The organism is Streptomyces sp. NPDC096324 (assembly GCF_044763015.1).
Lineage (GTDB): Bacteria > Actinomycetota > Actinomycetes > Streptomycetales > Streptomycetaceae > Streptomyces.
This window is the reverse complement of record NZ_JBIWFK010000008.1, coordinates 381,635-399,714: the sequence shown is the minus strand read 5'-3', so window position 1 is coordinate 399,714 and position 18,080 is coordinate 381,635. Positions and strand designations below refer to the sequence as shown.

At 71.8% G+C, this 18,080-nt stretch carries 21 protein-coding genes and 1 pseudogene; 12 read left to right on the top strand and 10 right to left on the bottom strand.

Going from position 1 to position 18,080, the window contains the following annotated elements; translation table 11 throughout:
- Positions 1–32: 32 nt before the first annotated feature.
- Positions 33–473 carry an ATP-binding protein gene (locus tag ACIQ7M_RS24305; RefSeq protein WP_403647840.1) on the bottom strand — a complete coding sequence of 147 codons (441 nt, stop codon included), beginning with the start codon at positions 471–473 and terminating at the stop codon, positions 33–35.
- Positions 474–879: 406 nt separating this feature from the next.
- On the opposite strand from ACIQ7M_RS24305, the gene ACIQ7M_RS24300 reads away from it, so the two are divergent.
- Complete coding sequence (locus ACIQ7M_RS24300) at positions 880–1,584, top strand: hypothetical protein (protein ID WP_403647837.1); 705 nt, start codon at positions 880–882, stop codon at positions 1,582–1,584.
- A 197-nt stretch (positions 1,585–1,781) separates the two neighbouring features.
- On the opposite strand, the gene ACIQ7M_RS24295 is transcribed toward ACIQ7M_RS24300, so the two are convergent.
- Positions 1,782–2,273, bottom strand: a complete 492-nt coding sequence (locus ACIQ7M_RS24295) for an FBP domain-containing protein (protein ID WP_403647834.1) — start codon at positions 2,271–2,273, stop codon at positions 1,782–1,784.
- A gap of 83 nt (positions 2,274–2,356) precedes the next feature.
- On the opposite strand from ACIQ7M_RS24295, the gene ACIQ7M_RS24290 reads away from it, so the two are divergent.
- Both ACIQ7M_RS24290 and ACIQ7M_RS24285 read left to right on the top strand, forming a co-directional pair.
- Positions 2,357–2,926: a TetR/AcrR family transcriptional regulator gene (locus tag ACIQ7M_RS24290; protein WP_386987908.1), complete on the top strand. Its 570-nt coding sequence runs from the start codon at positions 2,357–2,359 to the stop codon at positions 2,924–2,926.
- A gap of 4 nt (positions 2,927–2,930) precedes the next feature.
- A pseudogene (locus ACIQ7M_RS24285) lies at positions 2,931–3,843 on the top strand (PucR family transcriptional regulator).
- 1 nt (position 3,844) lies between these two features.
- Here ACIQ7M_RS24285 and ACIQ7M_RS24280 read toward each other — a convergent pair.
- Positions 3,845–4,585, bottom strand: a complete 741-nt coding sequence (locus ACIQ7M_RS24280; protein ID WP_403647830.1) for a flavodoxin family protein — start codon at positions 4,583–4,585, stop codon at positions 3,845–3,847.
- Positions 4,586–4,815: 230 nt separating this feature from the next.
- Between ACIQ7M_RS24280 and ACIQ7M_RS24275 the strand changes: the two genes are divergently transcribed.
- The 3 genes from ACIQ7M_RS24275 to ACIQ7M_RS24265 all read left to right on the top strand — a co-directional run bounded on the left by ACIQ7M_RS24275 (position 4,816) and on the right by ACIQ7M_RS24265 (position 8,100).
- Entirely contained in the window at positions 4,816–5,676 is an 861-nt protein-coding gene (locus ACIQ7M_RS24275; RefSeq protein ID WP_403647827.1) for an oxidoreductase, read from the top strand.
- A 118-nt stretch (positions 5,677–5,794) separates the two neighbouring features.
- Positions 5,795–7,444: a serine/threonine-protein kinase gene (locus ACIQ7M_RS24270; RefSeq protein ID WP_403647824.1), complete on the top strand. Its 1,650-nt coding sequence runs from the start codon at positions 5,795–5,797 to the stop codon at positions 7,442–7,444.
- Positions 7,441–8,100 carry a hypothetical protein gene (locus ACIQ7M_RS24265; protein WP_403647821.1) on the top strand — a complete coding sequence of 220 codons (660 nt, stop codon included), beginning with the start codon at positions 7,441–7,443 and terminating at the stop codon, positions 8,098–8,100. Before ACIQ7M_RS24270 ends, ACIQ7M_RS24265 begins: the two co-directional genes overlap by 4 nt.
- A gap of 43 nt (positions 8,101–8,143) precedes the next feature.
- Here ACIQ7M_RS24265 and ACIQ7M_RS24260 read toward each other — a convergent pair whose 3' ends face one another.
- Entirely contained in the window at positions 8,144–9,148 is a 1,005-nt protein-coding gene (locus tag ACIQ7M_RS24260; RefSeq protein WP_386987926.1) for a LacI family DNA-binding transcriptional regulator, read from the bottom strand.
- A 147-nt stretch (positions 9,149–9,295) separates the two neighbouring features.
- Between ACIQ7M_RS24260 and ACIQ7M_RS24255 the strand changes: the two genes are divergently transcribed.
- On the top strand, positions 9,296–10,186 hold the full coding sequence (locus ACIQ7M_RS24255; protein WP_403647818.1) for an amidohydrolase: 891 nt from the start codon (positions 9,296–9,298) through the stop codon (positions 10,184–10,186).
- Between the two features lie 39 nt (positions 10,187–10,225).
- Positions 10,226–10,726 carry a cysteine dioxygenase gene (locus ACIQ7M_RS24250; protein WP_403647815.1) on the top strand — a complete coding sequence of 167 codons (501 nt, stop codon included), beginning with the start codon at positions 10,226–10,228 and terminating at the stop codon, positions 10,724–10,726.
- 19 nt (positions 10,727–10,745) lie between these two features.
- Here the strand turns inward: ACIQ7M_RS24250 and ACIQ7M_RS24245 are convergent, their stop codons facing one another.
- The 4 genes from ACIQ7M_RS24245 to ACIQ7M_RS24230 all read right to left on the bottom strand — a co-directional run bounded on the left by ACIQ7M_RS24245 (position 10,746) and on the right by ACIQ7M_RS24230 (position 12,767).
- Positions 10,746–11,117, bottom strand: a complete 372-nt coding sequence (locus tag ACIQ7M_RS24245; RefSeq protein WP_403647812.1) for an alpha-amylase — start codon at positions 11,115–11,117, stop codon at positions 10,746–10,748.
- A 249-nt stretch (positions 11,118–11,366) separates the two neighbouring features.
- Entirely contained in the window at positions 11,367–11,858 is a 492-nt protein-coding gene (locus ACIQ7M_RS24240; RefSeq protein WP_403647809.1) for a hypothetical protein, read from the bottom strand.
- Positions 11,859–12,253: 395 nt separating this feature from the next.
- Complete coding sequence (locus ACIQ7M_RS24235) at positions 12,254–12,511, bottom strand: hypothetical protein (protein WP_386987938.1); 258 nt, start codon at positions 12,509–12,511, stop codon at positions 12,254–12,256.
- On the bottom strand, positions 12,498–12,767 hold the full coding sequence (locus ACIQ7M_RS24230) for a DUF6400 family protein (protein ID WP_386987940.1): 270 nt from the start codon (positions 12,765–12,767) through the stop codon (positions 12,498–12,500). Before ACIQ7M_RS24230 ends, ACIQ7M_RS24235 begins: the two co-directional genes overlap by 14 nt.
- A 168-nt stretch (positions 12,768–12,935) precedes the next feature.
- Between ACIQ7M_RS24230 and ACIQ7M_RS24225 the strand changes: the two genes are divergently transcribed.
- From ACIQ7M_RS24225 to ACIQ7M_RS24210, 4 genes are all read left to right on the top strand, one after another.
- A complete protein-coding gene (locus ACIQ7M_RS24225; RefSeq protein WP_403647804.1) occupies positions 12,936–13,433 on the top strand; it encodes a lamin tail domain-containing protein in 498 nt (165 codons plus the stop codon).
- Between the two features lie 185 nt (positions 13,434–13,618).
- Complete coding sequence (locus ACIQ7M_RS24220) at positions 13,619–15,361, top strand: diacylglycerol kinase family protein (protein WP_403647801.1); 1,743 nt, start codon at positions 13,619–13,621, stop codon at positions 15,359–15,361.
- The gene (locus tag ACIQ7M_RS24215; RefSeq protein WP_403647798.1) at positions 15,362–16,315 is read left to right on the top strand and encodes a YihY/virulence factor BrkB family protein; all 954 of its coding nucleotides are present in this window, start codon (positions 15,362–15,364) and stop codon (positions 16,313–16,315) included.
- Positions 16,316–17,116, top strand: a complete 801-nt coding sequence (locus ACIQ7M_RS24210; protein WP_403647795.1) for a phosphatase PAP2 family protein — start codon at positions 16,316–16,318, stop codon at positions 17,114–17,116.
- Here the strand turns inward: ACIQ7M_RS24210 and ACIQ7M_RS24205 are convergent.
- Together ACIQ7M_RS24205 and ACIQ7M_RS24200 are read right to left on the bottom strand one after the other, a co-directional pair.
- Positions 17,109–17,363: a helix-turn-helix domain-containing protein gene (locus ACIQ7M_RS24205; RefSeq protein ID WP_386986404.1), complete on the bottom strand. Its 255-nt coding sequence runs from the start codon at positions 17,361–17,363 to the stop codon at positions 17,109–17,111. The two genes, ACIQ7M_RS24210 and ACIQ7M_RS24205, sit on opposite strands and share 8 nt — an antisense overlap.
- Positions 17,363–18,010, bottom strand: a complete 648-nt coding sequence (locus ACIQ7M_RS24200) for a DUF2975 domain-containing protein (protein WP_403647792.1) — start codon at positions 18,008–18,010, stop codon at positions 17,363–17,365. Before ACIQ7M_RS24200 ends, ACIQ7M_RS24205 begins: the two co-directional genes overlap by 1 nt.
- Between the last annotated feature and the right edge of the window lie 70 nt (positions 18,011–18,080).

Genomic DNA, 18,080 nt, shown 5'->3' with positions numbered 1-18,080 from the left:
TCACCCTCTTGCCGAGCCTCGGCGCCGCCCTGTCAGGCGCCGTCACCAGCCTGCCGAGCCTCGGCGTCATCCCGTCGGGCGCCGGTCGGGCGGAAGCATGCCGTGACCGTCTTTCCGTGCCGCTGGCACTTCATGTCCCACTCGTCGGCGAGCATCCGCACGATGCCCACCCCGCGGCCGGACACCGCTCCCGGCTCCGGGTCACGCTGGAGCGGCAGGGTGGAGTCCTCGTCGTGGACACTCACGTGCAGGCAGTCGCCGTCCCAGGTGAGGACGAGATGCGCGTCGCTGTGGGCGTGGACGTGGGCGTTGGTGAGCAGCTCGGAGACCGCCAGCACGACGGCGTCCACGGTGTCGGGCTCCTCGGCCGTCCACGCCAAGGACTCCAGGTGCCCGCGGGTCCAGCGCCGCCCGGCGCGCACCCCTCCGGAGACCGGGAACGAGTGCGCCCAGCCCATCGCCCTGACCGCCATCGCCCGACCTCGCTCCCGCTCGTTCGTCCGTGCCCTGTCGTACGGGTCGTGTACCCGCCCGCCGCCGGGACAGTCGGCACACCACCGACACTCCTGGCACACCACCGCGGCCCTCCACACCTGCCCCCGGCGAGGAGTTGGGGCCGGGGTTCATGTGCCCGCTCCGGTGCCCGGGTGACACCTGGGGGAGTCAATTCCGTGGGACGAACCGAACTCCCCTTTGGGGCGAACCCGCACGCGAAGGGAACAACGGGCCAACACTGTCCGTACTATCTGTAAGCCGGGGCATACGCACCACGTGCGGTCGCCCAGCCATGCAGCCCGGTCCGACACCAACACGCCCTGCCCCACGGCATCTTCCTGGGGGTGTTCATGTGGCGACCGCGCTCCGAAGAGAGGCCCCATCGTGCCCGACACCACAACAACGTCTACCGAACTGACATCGCAGTACACGGCCCAGGTGGTCGCCGACCTGGAGCGCAACGCCAAGGAACAGGAGCGCATCGGTGCGGAAATGGAGGCGCTGCAGGAGCAGTTGAACGCTCTGCGGCACGACCACTCCGTGCTCACCAACCTGCGGCAGGCGCTGGGGGCGACGGCCGCGCCCGTCGGGACCGGCCCCGAGCCGACGGCGGCGGCCTCGGTGCCCCGTCAGAAGGCCCCCGCCAAGTCCGCCGAAGGCAAGCGAGCCCGGGTCAGGAAGTCCGACAGCAAGAAGGCCGACAGCGGGAAGGCCACGGCGGCGCGGGCGTCGGCGGCCAAGAGGCCCACGGCCAAGGACACCTCGACGCAGCCCACCCTCATCGAACTCATCCGCCGCTACCTCACGGAGCAGCGGGAACCCCGCTCCGCCGCGGAGGTGTCCACGGCACTGGTCCAGACGCATCCCGAGCGCCGCATCCAGACCAATGTCGTCCGGACGACCCTCGAGAACCTCGTGGCCAAGAGCCACGCGCACCGCGCCAAGCAGGGCACGTCCGTGTTCTACACGGCCGTCGAGGCCGACGAGCCGCCGGCGCCGTCGACCGCCGCGGAACAGCCCGCAAAGGCCGATCCCAAGGTCAAGGCGGAGGCGAAGGTCAAGGCGGCGGCGAAGACGGACAGCGACTGAAGCGGTCGAACCCCGTTCGCCGTACGGGGCTTGCACATCCACGCGGCCTCGTGGCCCCGCGGAGATCGGTGAAGTCCGGTGCCACGGCCGCGGCGTTCGCGCCGCGGCCCGCCACCGCACCACACCGAGTCGTGCCATGCCATGCCATGCAGCACCGCACCGCACGTGCCGCACCGAGCCATGCCGTGCCGTTCCGGTCAGGCCGTCACCTTGGCGATGAAAGCGGCGAGGTTCGCCACGGTCCGCTGGATCTTCTCCTCCAGCGTCAGCGACTCGTGCAGCCGCCCTCCGACGCCCGCGTCCCTCTTCCCCCGCACATACAGCGAACAGGCGAGGTCGCTGCACAGGTAGGCGCCGACCGAGTTGCCCTGTTGCCCGGCCTTCCCCGCCTTGGGCGCGACCATCAGGGAGACGCCTCCGGTGTGGGTGGTCACACACATCGAGCACATGCTGCGCCGTTGCTGCCCCACCATCGCGCTGGGACAGCGCAGCATGAGGCCTTTCAGCCCATCGCCCAGCTCGGCCACGACATAGGCGCGATCGGGCGCCTGAGGGTCCCGCCAGCCGAGGTAGTCCAGGTCGTCCCAGGGCCGCTCCGCCAGGTCGCGCGGGACGGACAGACGCTTCGCCTCACCCTTGGTGCAGTTCACGAACGCGGTACGGATCTCTTGCTCGGTCAACGGCTTCATAAGACTCACGGTAATTTGCCTAAAGGCTTTAGGCAAATGCATAATCAGTTACGCCGAGGGAGAGGGCGAGAGAGAGGAAGCACATGGGCCGCGCGGGACTGAACGCCGAACGCCTGACACGGGCGGGAGCGGAGCTGGCCGACGAGGTCGGCTTCGATCAGGTGACCGTCTCGGCCCTGGCCAGGCGGTTCGACGTCAAGGTCGCGAGTCTGTACTCGCACGTGAAGAGTTCGCAGGACCTCAAGACCCGTATCGCCCTGCTCGCCCTGGACGAACTCGCCGAGCGGGGCGCCGCCGCGCTGGCCGGACGGGCCGGACGGGACGCCCTGACCGCCTTCGCGAACGTCTACCGCGACTACGCCCGGGAACACCCCGGCCGCTATGCCGCCGCCCGATTGCCGCTCGACCCCGAGACCGCGGCGGCGAGCGCGGGCGTCAAGCACGCGCGGATGATGCGGGCGATCCTGCGGGGCTACGACCTCACGGAACCGGACGAGACCCATGCCGTCCGTCTGCTGGGCAGTGTGTTCCACGGCTATGTGAGCCTGGAGTCGAGTGGGGGCTTCAGCCACAGTGCCCCCGACTCCTCCGAGAGCTGGGCGCGCGTCCTGGACGCCCTGGACGCCCTGCTGCGCAACTGGCCGGCCCCCTGAGTCCCTGCCCGCCCTCATCAGCGCCCACCTCTCCGCCGCCCGCGCCGCCTGGCCCGCCTCACCCGGTTCGGCCGACGGCGCGCCGGCCGCGGTCCAACAGGTCATCGACGCCTTCGCCGAGGGCTACGGCCGGGCCCAGCTCCTCGCCGTACGCAAGGAGGAGGCCGCCCGGCGCGAGTTCATCGACGACCTCCTCTACGGGCGCAGCGACCTGGGCCGGCTGGCCGAGCGCGCGGAACGCTTCGGTCTGCGGCTCTCCCCCACACACGCCGTCGCCGTCGCGCAGGGCCCGACGGCCTACGACGAGTCGGCGCCGGTACCCCGCCAGGTGGAGCGGGCGCTCATCGCCCGCTTCGGCGACCGCAGCATCCTGTTCACCACGAAGGACGGCAGGATGCTGTGCATCGCACCCGGCGACCAGGACGACGTCCTCACCCACTTCGCCCAGCAGGCGAACGCGGCCGCCGGCGGCGGACGGGTGGCCGTCGGCCGGCCCCGGCCCGGACCCGGCGGGGTCGTCCAGTCCTACGAGGAGGCGCTGAACGCCCTCGAACTCGCCGAGCGTCTCGGACTGGACGCGCCCGTCCTGCGCGCCGCCGACCTGCTCGTGTACCCGGTGCTGACCCGGGACCGCCAGGCGATGGCCGATCCGGTCCTCGTCGCGCTGGGACCGCTCACCTCGGCCCGCGGCGGCGCCCAGCCCCTCCTGGAGACGCTGACCGCGTACTTCGAGACGGGCTGCGTCGCCGCCGCGGCGGGCCCGCCGGCTCTCGTTGAGCGTGCGCGCGCTGACGTACCGCCTCGAACGCATCCACCAGCTCACCGGCACCGACCCCGTCGACCCCGCACACCGCTACACGCTGCAGACCGCCGTCATCGGCGCCCGGCTGCTGAACTGGCCCGCACGGAGTCTGTGACTCAGCGGTAGTCGGGGTTGGGGGCGTCCGGACGACAGCCCGCGTCCCATCGCGAACGCTGGTTGCCATGGGCGGGAATGCCCCCGGACCGCTTCAGCAGGGCCGCCATGTGCATCAGGTTCCAGGTCATGAACGTGGTGTTGCGATTGGTGAAGTCGTTCTCGGGACCGCCCGAACCCGGGTCGAGATACGACGGGCCGGGTCCCGCCGGCCCGATCCAGCCCGCGTCGGCCTGCGGCGGGATGGTGTAGCCGAGGTGCTGGAGGCTGTAGAGGAGGTTCATCGCGCAGTGCTTCACGCCGTCCTCGTTGCCGGTGATCAGGCAGCCTCCGACACGCCCGTAGTACGCGTACTGGCCCGCGGAGTTGAGCACCCCCGAGGAACCGTAGAGCCGCTCGACCACCTGCTTGGTGACCGAGCCGTTGTCTCCGAGCCAGATCGGCCCCGCGAGGACGAGGATGTCGGCGGCCATCACCCGTTCCTGGATGGCGGGCCAGTCGTCCGCGGCGAAGCCGTGTTCGGTCATGTCCGGGTAGACACCGCGCGCGATGTCGTGGTCCACGGCGCGTACGACCTCGGTCGTGACGCCCTGCGCTTCCATGATCGCGCTGCTCTTGTCGACCAGCCCCTCGGTGTGGCTCAGCGCCGGTGCCGGCTTGAGGGTGCAGTTGATGAACAGCGCGCGCAGGTCTTCGAAGCGGTACGCGTCGTCGGTCGCCGGGGTGGACGGTGACTCGGTCACGGATGACTCCTTCGTACGGGGGCCGAGGCGGTGAGGGCCGGGGAACGGGGTGACCCGGATGCCGGGTCCGACCGGTTGCCCCGGAGCAGCGTCTCGCGTGTGTCCCGGTTTGTCCTCGAACGACTCGGCGGTACGACCGACACGGCTTCCGGGCCGCCGGGCCCGAACCCGGCCCTCGGCTCCGGCGCCGGGCGGCCGCGACGTCGCGGACACCGCCTAAGGTGGTGGTCGTGACGACTGAACGATGGGAATTCGGCGGCGACTTGGATGTCGCGCGTATCGGCTACGGCACGATGAAGCTGACCGGCTGGCCGCGGGGCGAGCGGCCGGACCGGGAAACCTCGCTGGGCATTCTGCGACGCGCCGTGGAGCTCGGGGTGAACCACATCGACACCTCGTACTACTACGCGCGCGACGGAGTGTCGGCGAACGAGCTGATCCGGGAGGCGCTGCACCCCTACCCGGACGACCTGGTGATCGTGACCAAGGTGGGCGCCCTGGTCGAGGGCGCCGACATCGCGCTGCCCGCGGCGGAGAAGACGGGTCTGACGGCCGGCAATCTGCGCCGGGGCGTCGAGGCGAACCTTCGCTCGCTCGGCCTGGACCGGATGGACGTGGTGAACCTCCGGATGGGTGATGTGGGCGAGGCGGGCGCGACCTCCCTGGCCGAGCCGCTGGAAGCGCTGATGGCGCTGCGCGAGGAGGGCCTGATCCGGCACCTGGGCATCTCCAACGTCTCGGCCGACCAGTTCGCCGAGGCCCGCAAGATCGCGCCGATCTCCTGCGTCCAGAACCTCTACAACCTGTCCCGGCGCGATGACGATCCCCTCGTCGACGCCTGCGCCGAGGCCGGTGTCGCCTACGTCCCCTTCTTCCCGGTCGGCGGCTTCGAGCCCGTCACCGCCGAGCACCTGGAGGCCGTGGCCGCGCGCCACCGGGCGACGACGCCTCAGGTGGCGCTGGCCTGGCTGCTCGCCCGCTCTCCGGGCATCCTCCTCATCCCCGGCACCGGCTCCCTGGCACATCTGGAGGAGAACATCGCCGCGGGAGCACTGGAACTGACCGCCGAGGACCTCGCCGAACTGGGGTGACGTACACCCCACGATCCGTTCCGCGCCGTCTGCAACCGAAGCGGCCCCGATCGTGTCTCAGCACCTGACTGGAGCGCGTGGGGACCGGACTGCCCCACGTCTCGGGGAGGCATGAGTCATGAGCACATGGGCGGTACCGGGCTACACCGAGTCCCGCGAGCTCGGTTCGGGGGCGAGCGGTCGCGTCGCGCTGGCCGTGCACGAGGAGACCGGGCATCCGGTCGCGGTGAAGTACCTCAGCGAGTCGCTGCGCACGCGTCCGGGCTTCGTACAGGAGTTCCGGGCGGAGGCGCGGCTGCTCGGCGGGCTGCGCAGCGACCACGTGGCCGGTCTCTACGAGTACGTGGAGGGACCCGACGGCGCGGCCATCGTCATGGAACTGGTGGACGGGGTGTGCCTGCGGGTCCTGCTCGCCCAGCAGGCCCCGCTCGACCCGGAGGCCGCTCTCGTCCTGCTCAAGGGCTCGCTGCTCGGCCTCGCCGACGCCCACCGCGTCGGCGTCGTCCACCGTGACTACAAGCCGGAGAACGTCCTCGTCCGCCCCGACGGCACGTCGAAGCTCGTGGACTTCGGGATCGCCGCCACCGACGGCACCACGGCCGGCATCGCGGGCACGCCGTCGTACATGGCTCCCGAGCAGTGGACCGGCGCGCCTGCCTCGCCGGCCGCCGACGTCTACGCCGCGACCGCGACGTTCTTCGAGTGCCTGACCGGCCACAAGCCCTACACGGGCGAGAACCTCGCCGAACTCGCCCTCCAGCACGTGGACGGAGTCATTCCCGCCGACGAGGTCCCCGAGCCGGTCCGCTCGCTCGTGCAGCGGGGTCTCGCCAAGGCGCCCGGACAACGGCCCGCCCACGCCGAGGACTTCGTCGCGGAACTCGAGGCGACGGCCGGCGGAGCGTACGGTCCGGACTGGGAGGAGCGCGGCCGTCGGCAACTGGCGGCGCTCGCCGCCCTGTTCCTTCTGCTGCTTCCCTCCGCCCCCTCCGTGCCGCGTCACGCCACGGACACCGCGCGCACGATCCTCGCCAGGACACCGGACTGGCTCCGGATCTGGCGGCCGAGTCTCCGCTCGCTCCTGGTGTCCGTCGCGGCGCTCGTCGCGGCCCTCCTGCTGACGTACGGCATCGACCGGCACGCCCCGGACTTCGGCACACCCCGTAGGGCCGCGGAGGCACTGGCCACCACCAGCGCGCAGCCGACCGGTGACGGCGGCCCCACGGCGACGGCGGACTCCGGTTCCCCGACGCCGTCGGCCTCGTCGTCCACGTCGGCCTCGCCCACGCCGTCCGGTTCGGCCACGGATTCCACCGCCGGGCCGTCCACGTCGGCGTCCGCCACCACCAGCGCGTCCGCGTCGGCCACCCTCGCACCGCCGACGACGCCGGCCACGACGTCGGCCTCGCCCACCACGACCTCCCCGTCGCCCTCCCCCACCGTCGGCGTCAAGTCCGTCGTGTTCAGCGGCTTCCGGCAGACGGGGACCTCGACGGCGGCGGCGACGGTCACCGTCACGACGGACGGCACCGGGCCGGTCACGCTCACGGTCGCGTGGTTCACCGGTGAGGTCAGCGGCCAGTCCGGAACGCAGGACGGGGCGGCGGAGACGTACCGGCGCAGCGGTGCGACCCAGTACACCATCGCCCTCGACCACACGTTCCAGGGCACGGGCTGCTACTGGGGCGTGCAGGCCAGGACCCAGCCGGCCTCCGCCGACGGCGGCGGCTGGGAGCAGCTTCTCACCCGGCGGTGTTCGATCGGATGAACCAGAACCAGAGCGCCTCGGGCGCCTCCTCCCCCGACGACGACTACAGCGCGACCGTGCTGGCCAGCCATTGGATCCAGCGGCCGGACTCCTCCGACACCCTCGCCCTCACCGAGAACTCGGCGACCATCGAGCTGTCGGGCGGCACGGCCGGGGAGGTCCGGCCCGACCGGGTCGAGGGCACGCTGCTGCGTTTCGGCCCCGGCGTGACCGCCGACACCATGCGCCGGATCGGCCGTGTCGCCCCGCCCGTGCGGGTACGGCGCCGGACCTGGCGTCGGCACGCGCTGCCGGGCGTGGTGCTGCTGGCCGTCGTCGCGTTCCTCCTGTGGCACCGCTCCCCGCCGTCCCTCGCGGTGGACGACGTCACGGTCTCCGCCGCGTCACCGTCCCCCGGCTGCGACGAGACGACCGACATCACGGCCACGGTGTCGACCAACGGCAGGGCCGGTGAGCTCACGTACCGCTGGGTCCGCAGCGACGGCACGGCCTCGGACATCCTGCACGAGGACCTGGCGCGTGATCAGAAGCAGGCGCGCATGCACCTGTTGTGGACGTTCCAGGGCGACGGCCGGTACGCGGCACGCGCCGAGCTGCGCCTGCTCTCCCCCGTGCACCGCACTGTGTCGACGAAGCTCACGTACCACTGCCCCTGACGTCACGGGCACCCGCCCGGCTGTCCCGCCGCCATGGTGACCGTCACACGGCCACGGCCGAACCGCGCACGCACATGGCCGGGGCGCACAGGATCGCCTTTTTGCGCGCCCGCTTTCCCTCGATCGCGGACGCGGTCAACCGGGCGGCCTCCGCGGCGATCTGCGCCAGTCCCCAGCCGACCGTGGTCAGCGGCGGCGCGAGGACCCGGGAGACGGGGTGGTCGTCGAAGCCGACCACGGAGACGTCGCGTCCCACGACGAGTGACGCCTCGGCCGCGGCCGCGTACACGCCGTAGGCCAGGGAGTCGGAGAAACAGAAGACGGCCGTGGCGCGCCGCTCCCCGTCCAGGACCCGCCGCGCGACGACGGTCGCGGCACCCAACTCCTGTGGGCAGGGCACGAGTTCGGCCAGCAGCCCTATGCGGTCCGCCGCCTCGCGCACATACACGTCGGCGGGCCGGTCGGGCGTGCTCGGCCGGGTCGGGGTCAGGACCGTCACCCTGCGGTGGCCGAGACCGTGGAGGTATTCCAGCACGGCGTCGATCCCGGCCCGGTTGTCGAAGATGACCTGTCCGGCCGTGCGCGCCCGGCCCAGCGAGTCGCCGACGGCGACGACCGGCAGCGCGTCGGCGATCGCCGACCACTGCTTCGCCGCGGGGTTCACCGGGGACACCACGAGGGCGTCGACACGCTGGTCGCGCAGTTGCTTGGCGAGAACGAGCTCGCGGTCGGGGTCGCCGCCCGCGTCCAGGATCAGGGCGTAGCGGTCGCCCGCCAGGAGTTCCCGGCCGATCGCCGCCATGAGCTGCTGCTGCCACAGATCCTGGAGGTCGCCGGCGAGCACGCCGACCATGCTGGTGCGGCCGCTCGCGAGGGCCCGGGCGATGGGGTCGGCCTCGTAGCCGAGCTCGGCGGCGGCCTTGCGCACCCGTTCCTCGGTCTCCTTGGAGACCTGCTTGCCGCGCAGGGCGTAGGAGACGGCGGCGGTGGAGAGGCCGGTGGCCTCGGCCACCTCCCTGAGGGTGGTGCGCTTCTGGGGCCTGACCATGCCGGGAAGCCTACCGGGCCGCGCCCGCGGTACGGGCGAGTGATTGACACAACCGGTTGTTAACCGTTTAAGTTAAGCGCATCACTGAAGCGCTTAACTCATGACGCTCCCGCGCGGCGACCGCTCGGACTCTTCAAGGACTTCAGGATGCCCGTCGACGTCCACCAGCACATCTGGCCACCGGATCTCGTCGAGCTGCTGCGTGCGCGCACCGCGCCGCCGCACCTCGACGGCTGGACGCTGCGCCTGGAGGGTGAGCCGCCCTACGCGGTGGATCCGGCCGACCACGACATCGGCGCCCGGACGCGTCTGGCCGTCGCCGACGGTCTGGAACTCGCCCTGGTCTCCCTGTCCGGCCCGCTGGGCGTCGAGCACCTGCCCGCGGCGGAAGCCCTGCCCCTGCTGAGCGCCTTCCACGACGGGGCACTCGCCCTTCCCGCGCCCTTCGGCGTGTGGGCCTCCGCCTGCCTGAGCGAACCGGACCCCGAGGCGGTGGAACGCGAACTCCGCCGGGGCTGCGTGGGTCTCCAACTCCCGGCCACCGCGCTCCTGGACGCGGCGGGCTGGCACGGTCGGGCTCCGTTCCTGGACGTCCTCACCCGGCTCGGCAAGCCCTTGTTCGTCCACCCCGGCCCGGCACCGCCCGCTCCCGCGGCCCCACCCTGGTGGGCGGCTCTGGTCCCCTATCAACAGCAGCTCCACGCCGCGTGGTTCGCGTTCCGGGCCTTCGGCCGCGCCCGCCACCCGGGGCTGCGCGTCTGTTTCGCCGCGCTCGCCGGTCTGGCCCCCTTGCACGGCGAACGGCTCGCGGCGCGGGGAGGCGGCCGTGGCGAGGTCGACTTCGACGTCTTCTACGACACGTCCTCGTACGGCACGGGAGCCGTGGACGCGCTCGTCCGGGCCGTCGGCATCGACGGCGTCGTCAGCGGAAGCGACCGGCCCTACGCACCGCCCGTCGTCCCCGACCTGGGCGCGGACGCCGCCGTCCACGCCCTGCGCACCGTCAACCCCGCCCGTCTGCTGCGCGGCCGCGCCTGAGCGCCGCCCCGCGGACCACTTCTGGAAGGGAACCCCGCCGTGACGTACTCGTCCCTGCCGGACCGCACGCTCGACAAGCACGAGCTGCGGCAGCTCGTCGACGACCTCGCCGCCCGGCCCGGCCTGTGGCGGGACCTGGTCGCCTTCTCCCACGAGGAGCGGCACTACGTCTCGCTGCACCGCGACGCGTACGTCGACCTCTGGCTGCTGTGCTGGACCCGGCGGAACGACACCGGCTGGCACGACCACGACATCTCCTCGGGTGCCGTGCGGGTGGTCCAGGGCGCGCTGACCGAGTCCAATCCCCGTATCGGCGGCCTCCATCTGTCCGTCGGTGTCGGCGCGGGCCAGTCGTTCTGCTTCGGCCCCGACCACATCCACCGCCTCACCGGCGCCACCGACGACGCGGTCTCCCTGCACGCCTACTCGCCGCCGCTGTGGCGCCTCGGGCAGTACGACATCAGCGAGGACGGTCTGATGCGCCGCGTCTCCGTCTCGTACGCCGACGAGCTGCGCCCCCTGGACAGCCCGGCGGCGTGACGGCGTCCGGCCGGCGACGTCAGGAGCTCGGCGGCGTGCAGGCACTCAGGCCGGTGACGTGGTTGAGCTGGGGGCCGTAGCCGGCGAAGGTGGCGATCGCCCGGGGAGGCAGGGTGCGGCACGGCGCGTCCTGGTACTCGGTGTACTGGACGGTGACGTCCACGGTGGTGTCACAGTCGTTGACGACGGTCGTGTAGCGCCAGTCGCTGTAGTAGTGGACGCAGTCCGGGACGGGCGTCGCGTCGACGGCACCGCTCGCGAGGACGCCCGGTCCGGCGTCGTGCGCGACGGCGGGTGCGCCGGCGGCACCGGACAGACCCAGCACCGCGACGGACAGGCCCAGAGCCGCCCTGAGCCCGCGCGGATGGACGAAGCGGCTGGTGGTGAACATGGAGGCGTCCTTCAGGTCGGCGAATGCGGCGGCCGTGGAGCCGCGGCGCGAGCCACCTTGCAACGCCTGCAAGAATTGCGCAAAGTCATGCAACACCTTTCAGTCGATGATGAACTCTCAACCGAACAGGTGCCGTTCACGAAAATGTCCCGCTCCGGGCCTTGCGCACACCTCTGTCACGCCAAGCGCTCGGCGCCGGGCCGATGGCGGGCGGGACCGCGGGTCGGCCGGGCGCGGCCGGGCCCGCGGTCAGCCGCGTGATCTGCCCTGGTCCCGTCGGCCCTGCCGGGCCTGGGCGTGGCCACGTCCGCCCGAGCGGCGGCGCGACGGTGCCGGGGGCGCGTCCGCGCTGTTGAAGCCGGGTCCGCTCGGAGCGCTGAAGCCGCCGGGAACCGCGGGAGCGACCGCGGGGGCACCGGTGGTGGCCGCCGGAGCGGAGGGCGCGGACGGCGTGCGGGTGCGCGGCAGCGCGCGACCCAGGACGCGGGTGTGCGTCATCAAGGGGGCGCAGGCGGCGCAGACTTCCATCAGGTTCCACACCTGGGCAATGGCCGGATCATGGCGCAGCACCAGCAGCACGCTGCCCATGCAGTGCACCTGGCTGCCCTCGTGCGAGGCGCACTGCGCCTGCCGGCAGGCGCAGGCGGCGTCCGCGTGCACGGTGGCCGCACGGGCGTGCGCCCCGATGTGGGCCTCGGCGAAACGGCGCAGCGCGGCGAGGTCACGGGACCGCGGCGGCATGGCGCAGGGAGAGGAGCACGTGACCGACGCGGTGCGGTCGCTGTGGCCGGAGATGCGGACGGTCCAGGTGCGTCCGGGACGCCGCGCGGCAGGAGATTCTGAGTGTGGGAGGTCCAAGACCGGCAGTCCTTCGGCAGTGGGATGTTCGCGCAGATGCGCATGGAGTGTCTTTACCCGCGCGGGCCGGTCCGTCATCCACCGGTGGGCCGCGAGCGTCCTCGAATCTACGAGCGATGGCGTGCGGCCCGGACTGCTGTCGTGCGGGGCTGTGATCTTCCCACAGCGGCGCGTCGGACGAGTTCGACCCGCCTGGGGCCCTGAGGATAACCCCGCCGTGACGTGCGAACCATCAGGGGTGGGCGGATCAGATGTGCCCGCGACGCCGGTCCGCCGGGTCAGCGCCCGGGGCGACCGCCCGTGATGCGGCTCCACAAGGACCGGGTGGCGCCGAATCCGGTCTCGTGGACCCAGACATGGGTGCACGACGGACACTGCAGGTGGAGGAGGCTTCCGGTGGTGGAGAGCAGGTAGCGCCAGTGGTCGGAGCACGACCGCCGCTGTTCGCAGGAGGCGCATCCGTGACTGTCCGCGCAGTTCGGGCATGTCACCCAGGCGCGCCGCCCGACGTCCGCCTGCGGGTCAAGCGGCAGCACGGCCGTCTCCGCGATCGGGAAGCACGCCGGCCGCGACGAGGTCGTCGTACACGCGCCGCTGCTCCTCGTCGAGCCCGGAGTACAGCAGGGCGTACGCGGCCTCCTCCTGGCGCATCACCTCCATCGGGTCCCAGTCGGGGCCGAGGACGGCCAGGACCTGGGCCTGTCGCAGGACCTCCTGGGCGGTGAGGTCGACCGAGAACTCGACCAGCTCGGGGTCGGGGCCGCTGGGGAGCGGGGGGATTCGTGGGGCCATGGGAGAGAACTTAGGTATGCCTTTCTTGTCGGACAAGAGGAGGTGGGCGAAGTCACAGCGAGCCCGCGACCAGAGGGTCTTACGAGTCCCTCACAACTTCGTCATCCATTGATCACATCATCGGTATGCTCGCGGGGCTCCATTCGCACCACTGAGGGGGGATTCCTCATGCGTATCCGCACTGCCCTGGCTGTCACCGCCGCCGCTGCCGGCACGCTCGCCGCCGTCGCCACGGCTCCGGCCCAGGCCACGGAGTATTCGTCCGCGCTGAAGATCAAGGCCGTCCAGTACGACGCGCCCGGCCGGGACTCCAACAGCTGCTCCAGCGGCAACACGAAGAACGAGTACCTGACGATCAAGAACTACTCGTCGGGCACGACCGTGAACCTGAAGGGGTACGTCGTCAAGGACGCGACGGGCAACAAGTTCACCTTCCCGGCGAACCACTACCTGGAGCCCGGGGACTCCGTGAAGCTCCGCGGCGGTCACGGCACCGACTCGGACGCCGCCAACGTCGTCTACCGCCAGAACTGCAACTTCATCTGGAACAACGATAAGGACAGCATCTACCTGTACAAGTCGTCCGGCGCCCGCGCCGACGTCCACTCGTACACCAAGTCGGCCAACGACCGCGACGGGAACGGCTACATCACGTACCACGGCTGAGCCGGAACACGACCGCCCCGGGTGGCGCGACCGCGTGGTCGCGCCACCCGGGGCGGACCGTGTCTCGTCCGGAAGCACGTCGTGACAGGCCTGTTCGCGGCGATCCGGGGCAGACGGCCGTGGACCCGGGAGGAAGCGCGTCCCGGGCGGAATCCGGCCGTAACGCGCTGCCCCTGGGAGACCCGATGCCGACCGCCGTACCGGACAGAGCCGCCGGACCGACCGTCAGCCGCACCGAAGCCGTGGGCTCCGCCCGCTCGTTCGCGCTGCCCCGGGGCACCGGCCGGACCGCCGCCCGCATCGCCGCGCTGACCGCGTGCCAGGCCGCGTCGATGGTGGGCCTCGGACTGCTGATCACCGGTCCCGCCCGCGGGCTGTGGCCGCTGACGGCCGAGGACACCGTGAACGAGCGCCTCGAACACGTCCGCACCGGCACCCTCACCGCGCTGTCGTCCGTCGCCTCCGAGGCCGGCAACACCCTCACGGTCGTGGCCATCACGCTCGCGGCCTGTGTGGGGCTGCTCCTGATACCCCGCCTCCCGATGTGGCGTCAGGCCGTCTTCCTCGCCGTCGCCGTCTCGCTGCAGTCGCTGGTCTTCCTGGCCATCACCGAGTCGGTGGACCGCCACCGGCCGGACGTGGACCGCCTCGACGCGTCGCCGCCCACGTCGAGTTACACCTCCGGGCACACCGGCGCCGCGACCGCGCTCTACGCGGGTCTGGCGGTTCTCGCGCTCTCCCGGGTCCGGGGGCCGTGGCGCAGGGTCGTGGCCGGGCTGCTGCTGCTCCTGCCGCTGCTCGTGGCTGCCGCCCGGCTCTACCGGGGCATGCACCACCCCACCGACGTCCTGGGCGGCCTCGTCAACGGCGGGCTGTCCCTGCTGATCGTGGGGCGCGCCCTGCTGGTCGACCCGTCCGTGACCGCGGCGCCGTCCACGGGCGGCACGCCCACCGCACCGGCCGTCGAGGAGCGTCCGCCCGGCACGACCGCCGTGATCCTCAATCCCACGGTGACCGACGCGTCCGAGCGCGACGAACTACGACGGACCCTCGAACGGCACGGCCACCGCGCCCCCGTGTTCCTGGAGACCACCGCGGACGATCCCGGGGCCGGACAGACGGCCCGAGCGGTCCGCGAGGGCGCGACGCTCGTGGTGGTCTGCGGCGGTGACGGAACGGTCCGCACGGTCGCCGACGCCCTGGCCGGCAGCGGCGTCCCCCTGGCCGTCGTCCCCTGCGGCACCGGCAATCTGCTGGCCCGCAATCTCGGTCTGCCGCTCTCCCCGGTCGAAGCGCTCGAAGCCGCGCTGACAGGCGCTCCGCACCCGCTCGACCTCGCGGCCGTCGAGGGCGACGGCCTGACCGCCACCCGGTTCGCCGCGATGGCCGGGGCCGGTCTCGACGCCGCGATGATGGAGCACACCGATCCTCGTGCCAAGGCCGCCCTCGGCTGGCCGGCCTACGCACTGGCCGGGATCGGCACCCTGCGCACACCACGTATGCGGGTGACGATCCGGCTCGACGGAGCCCCCGCGTTCCGCCGCACAGCCCGCATGGTGCTCGTCGCCAACGTCGGAACCGTGCAGGGCGGGGTCACGCTGCTGCCCGCCGCCCGCCCCGACGACGGACAGCTCGACCTCCTCGTCCTCGACCCGCGCGGACCGGGCGGCTGGCTCCGGGCCCTGCGGACACTGCTCCGCGGGCGCGCCACACCTCAACGGCCGTCCACCGCGCACACCCTCGCGGCAGCGGGCGAGGACCACCAGGAGGTCCCCGTGGAGTTCTTCACCTTCCAGCGCGCCGAACTCACCTTCGACACGCCTCAGTCCAGGGAACTCGACGGGGACCCGGTGGGCCCGGGCCAGCGCCTCACCGCCGAGGTCGTCCCCGGCGCGCTGACCGTCATGCTGCCCTCCCGGGAGAAGTGAATGGGTACCGCGACGAAGGTCCCGGAGACCCACGCCATGTCCGGCGACGAACTCTCCGCCGACGAAGCCCTCGCGTCGCTGCGCCGCTACGGCGGCTGGCCCCTGCTGCGCGACGCGTTCGTCCGGTTCCGCTACGCCGACGGGTTCAGCCATTCCCGTGCGCTCGCCCTCCAGACGGTGCTGGCCCTGATCCCGCTCGCCATCGCGTTCGTGGGCCTGTCCTCGGTCATGCACACCGAGGACATCGGCAGAGTCGCCGAGCTGACGATCCGCCGGATCGCCGCGGGCCCGAGCGCCGACGTCGTCGACGACGCGCTGCGCCGCAGCCGGCACACGGCGGGCGACGGGGCGCAGGTCGCCCTGTGGTTCGGACTGGCCTTCTCCCTGGTCAACGTGACCACCGCCATGTGCCAGATCGAGCGGGGTGCCAACCGGATCTACGGGAACGAGCGCGACCGCGTCTTCCACCGGAAGTATCTGCGCGGCCTGGTCATGTCCCTGAGCGCGGGAATCCCGCTCGGCCTCGGTTTCGTCCTGATGGTGGCCGGCGGCGACCTGGCGTCCGCCGTCGTGACGGTCTATCACCTCGACGGAGCCGCCAAGACCGCCTGGGATGTCCTGCGTTGGCCCTCCGGTCTGCTCCTCGCCCTCATCTCGGCCAGCGCGATCTTCCGCCGCTCACCCCGCCGCCGCCAGCCCGGCTACACCTGGCTGGTCTTCGGCGCCGCCGTGTACCTGGTGCTGTGGACGGCGCTGACCTGGCTGCTGAGTCTCTACCTCGGGGTCAGCGGCAGCTTCGACACGGTCTACGGCCCCCTCAGCGCCTTCATGTCCCTCCTTCTCTGGGCCTATCTGACCTCGATCGCCCTGTTCCTCGGACTGTCCTTCGCCGCGCAGCTCGAAGCCTCGCGCGCCCGTCGCCCCGGTCCGGTCGAACCCGATCCGGGAGTCTGAATGGCGGCGCGCGTGACGATCCAGAAGCTGCGGGAGCGCCGACGGGCGGCCGACCGCCGGTTCGGCGCCCGACTGCTCGGCTCGGCCGCGGTGGCCGCGATCACCGCGGTGCCGTTCGGGCTGCTCCTCGTCCTGATCGAGGGCAGATGGCAGCCCCTGCGCCGGCTGGACGCGGGCGCCGCCCGCCGGCTCCACGAGATCGCCCTGGGACATCCCGCCTGGACGGGTACGCTGCGTTTCCTCTCCGACCGGGTCTGGGATCCGGTCACCTTGCGTACGGCTGTCGCGTTGCTGACGGTGTGGCTCGTGTACCGCCGGGCCTGGCGTCTGGCCGCGTGGTCCGCGGTCACTGCGGTGGCCGGCGGGTTCATCGGGCTCCTGGTGAAGACGGTCGTCGAGCGGGCACGTCCGTCGCTGGAGGATCCGGTGGCACGGGCGCCCGGGTTCTCCTTCCCGTCGGGCCACGCGATGACGGCCACCACCTCGTTCGCCATCCTGCTGCTGGTCCTGCTGCCCCTGGTGCCGCGCTCCTGGCGTGCGCTGTGCTGGGGCGCCGCCGTGCTCTCCGTCGTCGGTGTCGGCTTCACCCGCGTCGCGCTGGGCGTCCACTGGTTCAGCGACGTGCTGGGCGGCTGGCTGCTCGGCCTGACCGTCGTCACCCTCACCGCCTGGGCGTTCGAGGCCTGGCGGGCCGACACCGGGAGGCGCCGGGCCGAGGTCGGTGAAGGTCTGGAGCCCGAACTCACCGACGAACAGCCCGAAGCGGACGCGCCCGGACCGGGTGAACGGGCCGTCACATGACGGTCCCTCCGGTCCCCCGCTCGGGCGGGCGGTAGCTGAGGACGTCGCCCGGCTGACACTCCAGCACCTCACAGAGACGGGTCAGCGTGGTGAACCGTACGGCTCTGGCCCGGCCGTTCTTCAGGATCGACAGGTTCACATGAGTGACACCGACCCGGTCCGCGAGCTCCGCCAGGGTCATCCCGCGTGCTGCGAGCAGACGGTCGAGATGGACCTCGATCGCGTGCTCCTCCTTGTCCTCGGGCATCAGACCGTTCCGTCGAGGTCTTCTCGCATGGCGACGCCGACGCGCATGATCCGTGCGAAGGAGAGGACGCCGAGGCCGGTGAGTATCGCCATGTACGGAGCGTCCCACGAGACGAGCCCGGACAGGGCGCTGACATCGCCGCCTCTGCTCAGTGAATGGATCAGCGCCTTCTCGCCCACGGACTCCGTGATCGCGGCGAGCACACTTCCGGCCAGCAGCCACCAGCCCACGCTGCGCAGCCGCCGCGCCGTCCGCGCGGTGTAGAGGCCGTCGCCCTCGGCTCCTCTGATCAGTCGCAGGACAAGCAGGAGCGCTCCGACGGTGAAGACGAAGGAGGGAAGCTGGGTCGCGGTGTTGAGCAGGCCCTGAACCGCGCTGGGATCGTCGGTGCAGAACCTCGGGTTGGCGTCCAGGCCCATCGAGACCCCCGGCGCCGCCCTGAACCCCATGGGGGACGACTCGTCGTCGGCGCCCACCGTCGTCGTCGTGTCCGTGACGCAGATCGTCGTGTCCCCGATGCCGAGGACGCTGACTCCGTCCATGAACATCGAACCGAACACGCCCAGGACCGTCACCGCCGCGAACAGCGCCACGATCATCGTGACCGCGCTCGACATCGGCTCCAGTGGATTGCGTACCCTCGCCATGACTCCCCCATATCGATTATCGATGTTATCGAAAAACGATACAGAGCCTGACGGGGCTCCGCAAGGCCGT

Excerpts from the sequence above, each read along its gene's own strand:
- ACIQ7M_RS24305 (WP_403647840.1), bottom strand. The coding sequence starts at position 473 with ATGGCGGTCAGGGCGATGGGCTGGGCGCACTCGTTCCCGGTCTCCGGA.
- ACIQ7M_RS24295 (WP_403647834.1), bottom strand. The coding sequence starts at position 2,273 with ATGAAGCCGTTGACCGAGCAAGAGATCCGTACCGCGTTCGTGAACTGC.
- ACIQ7M_RS24290 (WP_386987908.1), top strand. The coding sequence starts at position 2,357 with ATGGGCCGCGCGGGACTGAACGCCGAACGCCTGACACGGGCGGGAGCG.
- ACIQ7M_RS24270 (WP_403647824.1), top strand. The coding sequence starts at position 5,795 with ATGAGCACATGGGCGGTACCGGGCTACACCGAGTCCCGCGAGCTCGGT.
- ACIQ7M_RS24265 (WP_403647821.1), top strand. The coding sequence starts at position 7,441 with ATGAACCAGAACCAGAGCGCCTCGGGCGCCTCCTCCCCCGACGACGAC.
- ACIQ7M_RS24260 (WP_386987926.1), bottom strand. The coding sequence starts at position 9,148 with ATGGTCAGGCCCCAGAAGCGCACCACCCTCAGGGAGGTGGCCGAGGCC.
- ACIQ7M_RS24255 (WP_403647818.1), top strand. The coding sequence starts at position 9,296 with ATGCCCGTCGACGTCCACCAGCACATCTGGCCACCGGATCTCGTCGAG.
- ACIQ7M_RS24245 (WP_403647812.1), bottom strand. The coding sequence starts at position 11,117 with ATGTTCACCACCAGCCGCTTCGTCCATCCGCGCGGGCTCAGGGCGGCT.
- ACIQ7M_RS24240 (WP_403647809.1), bottom strand. The coding sequence starts at position 11,858 with ATGCCGCCGCGGTCCCGTGACCTCGCCGCGCTGCGCCGTTTCGCCGAG.
- ACIQ7M_RS24230 (WP_386987940.1), bottom strand. The coding sequence starts at position 12,767 with ATGGCCCCACGAATCCCCCCGCTCCCCAGCGGCCCCGACCCCGAGCTG.
- ACIQ7M_RS24225 (WP_403647804.1), top strand. The coding sequence starts at position 12,936 with ATGCGTATCCGCACTGCCCTGGCTGTCACCGCCGCCGCTGCCGGCACG.
- ACIQ7M_RS24220 (WP_403647801.1), top strand. The coding sequence starts at position 13,619 with ATGCCGACCGCCGTACCGGACAGAGCCGCCGGACCGACCGTCAGCCGC.
- ACIQ7M_RS24215 (WP_403647798.1), top strand. The coding sequence starts at position 15,362 with ATGGGTACCGCGACGAAGGTCCCGGAGACCCACGCCATGTCCGGCGAC.
- ACIQ7M_RS24210 (WP_403647795.1), top strand. The coding sequence starts at position 16,316 with ATGGCGGCGCGCGTGACGATCCAGAAGCTGCGGGAGCGCCGACGGGCG.
- ACIQ7M_RS24205 (WP_386986404.1), bottom strand. The coding sequence starts at position 17,363 with ATGCCCGAGGACAAGGAGGAGCACGCGATCGAGGTCCATCTCGACCGT.
- ACIQ7M_RS24200 (WP_403647792.1), bottom strand. The coding sequence starts at position 18,010 with ATGGCGAGGGTACGCAATCCACTGGAGCCGATGTCGAGCGCGGTCACG.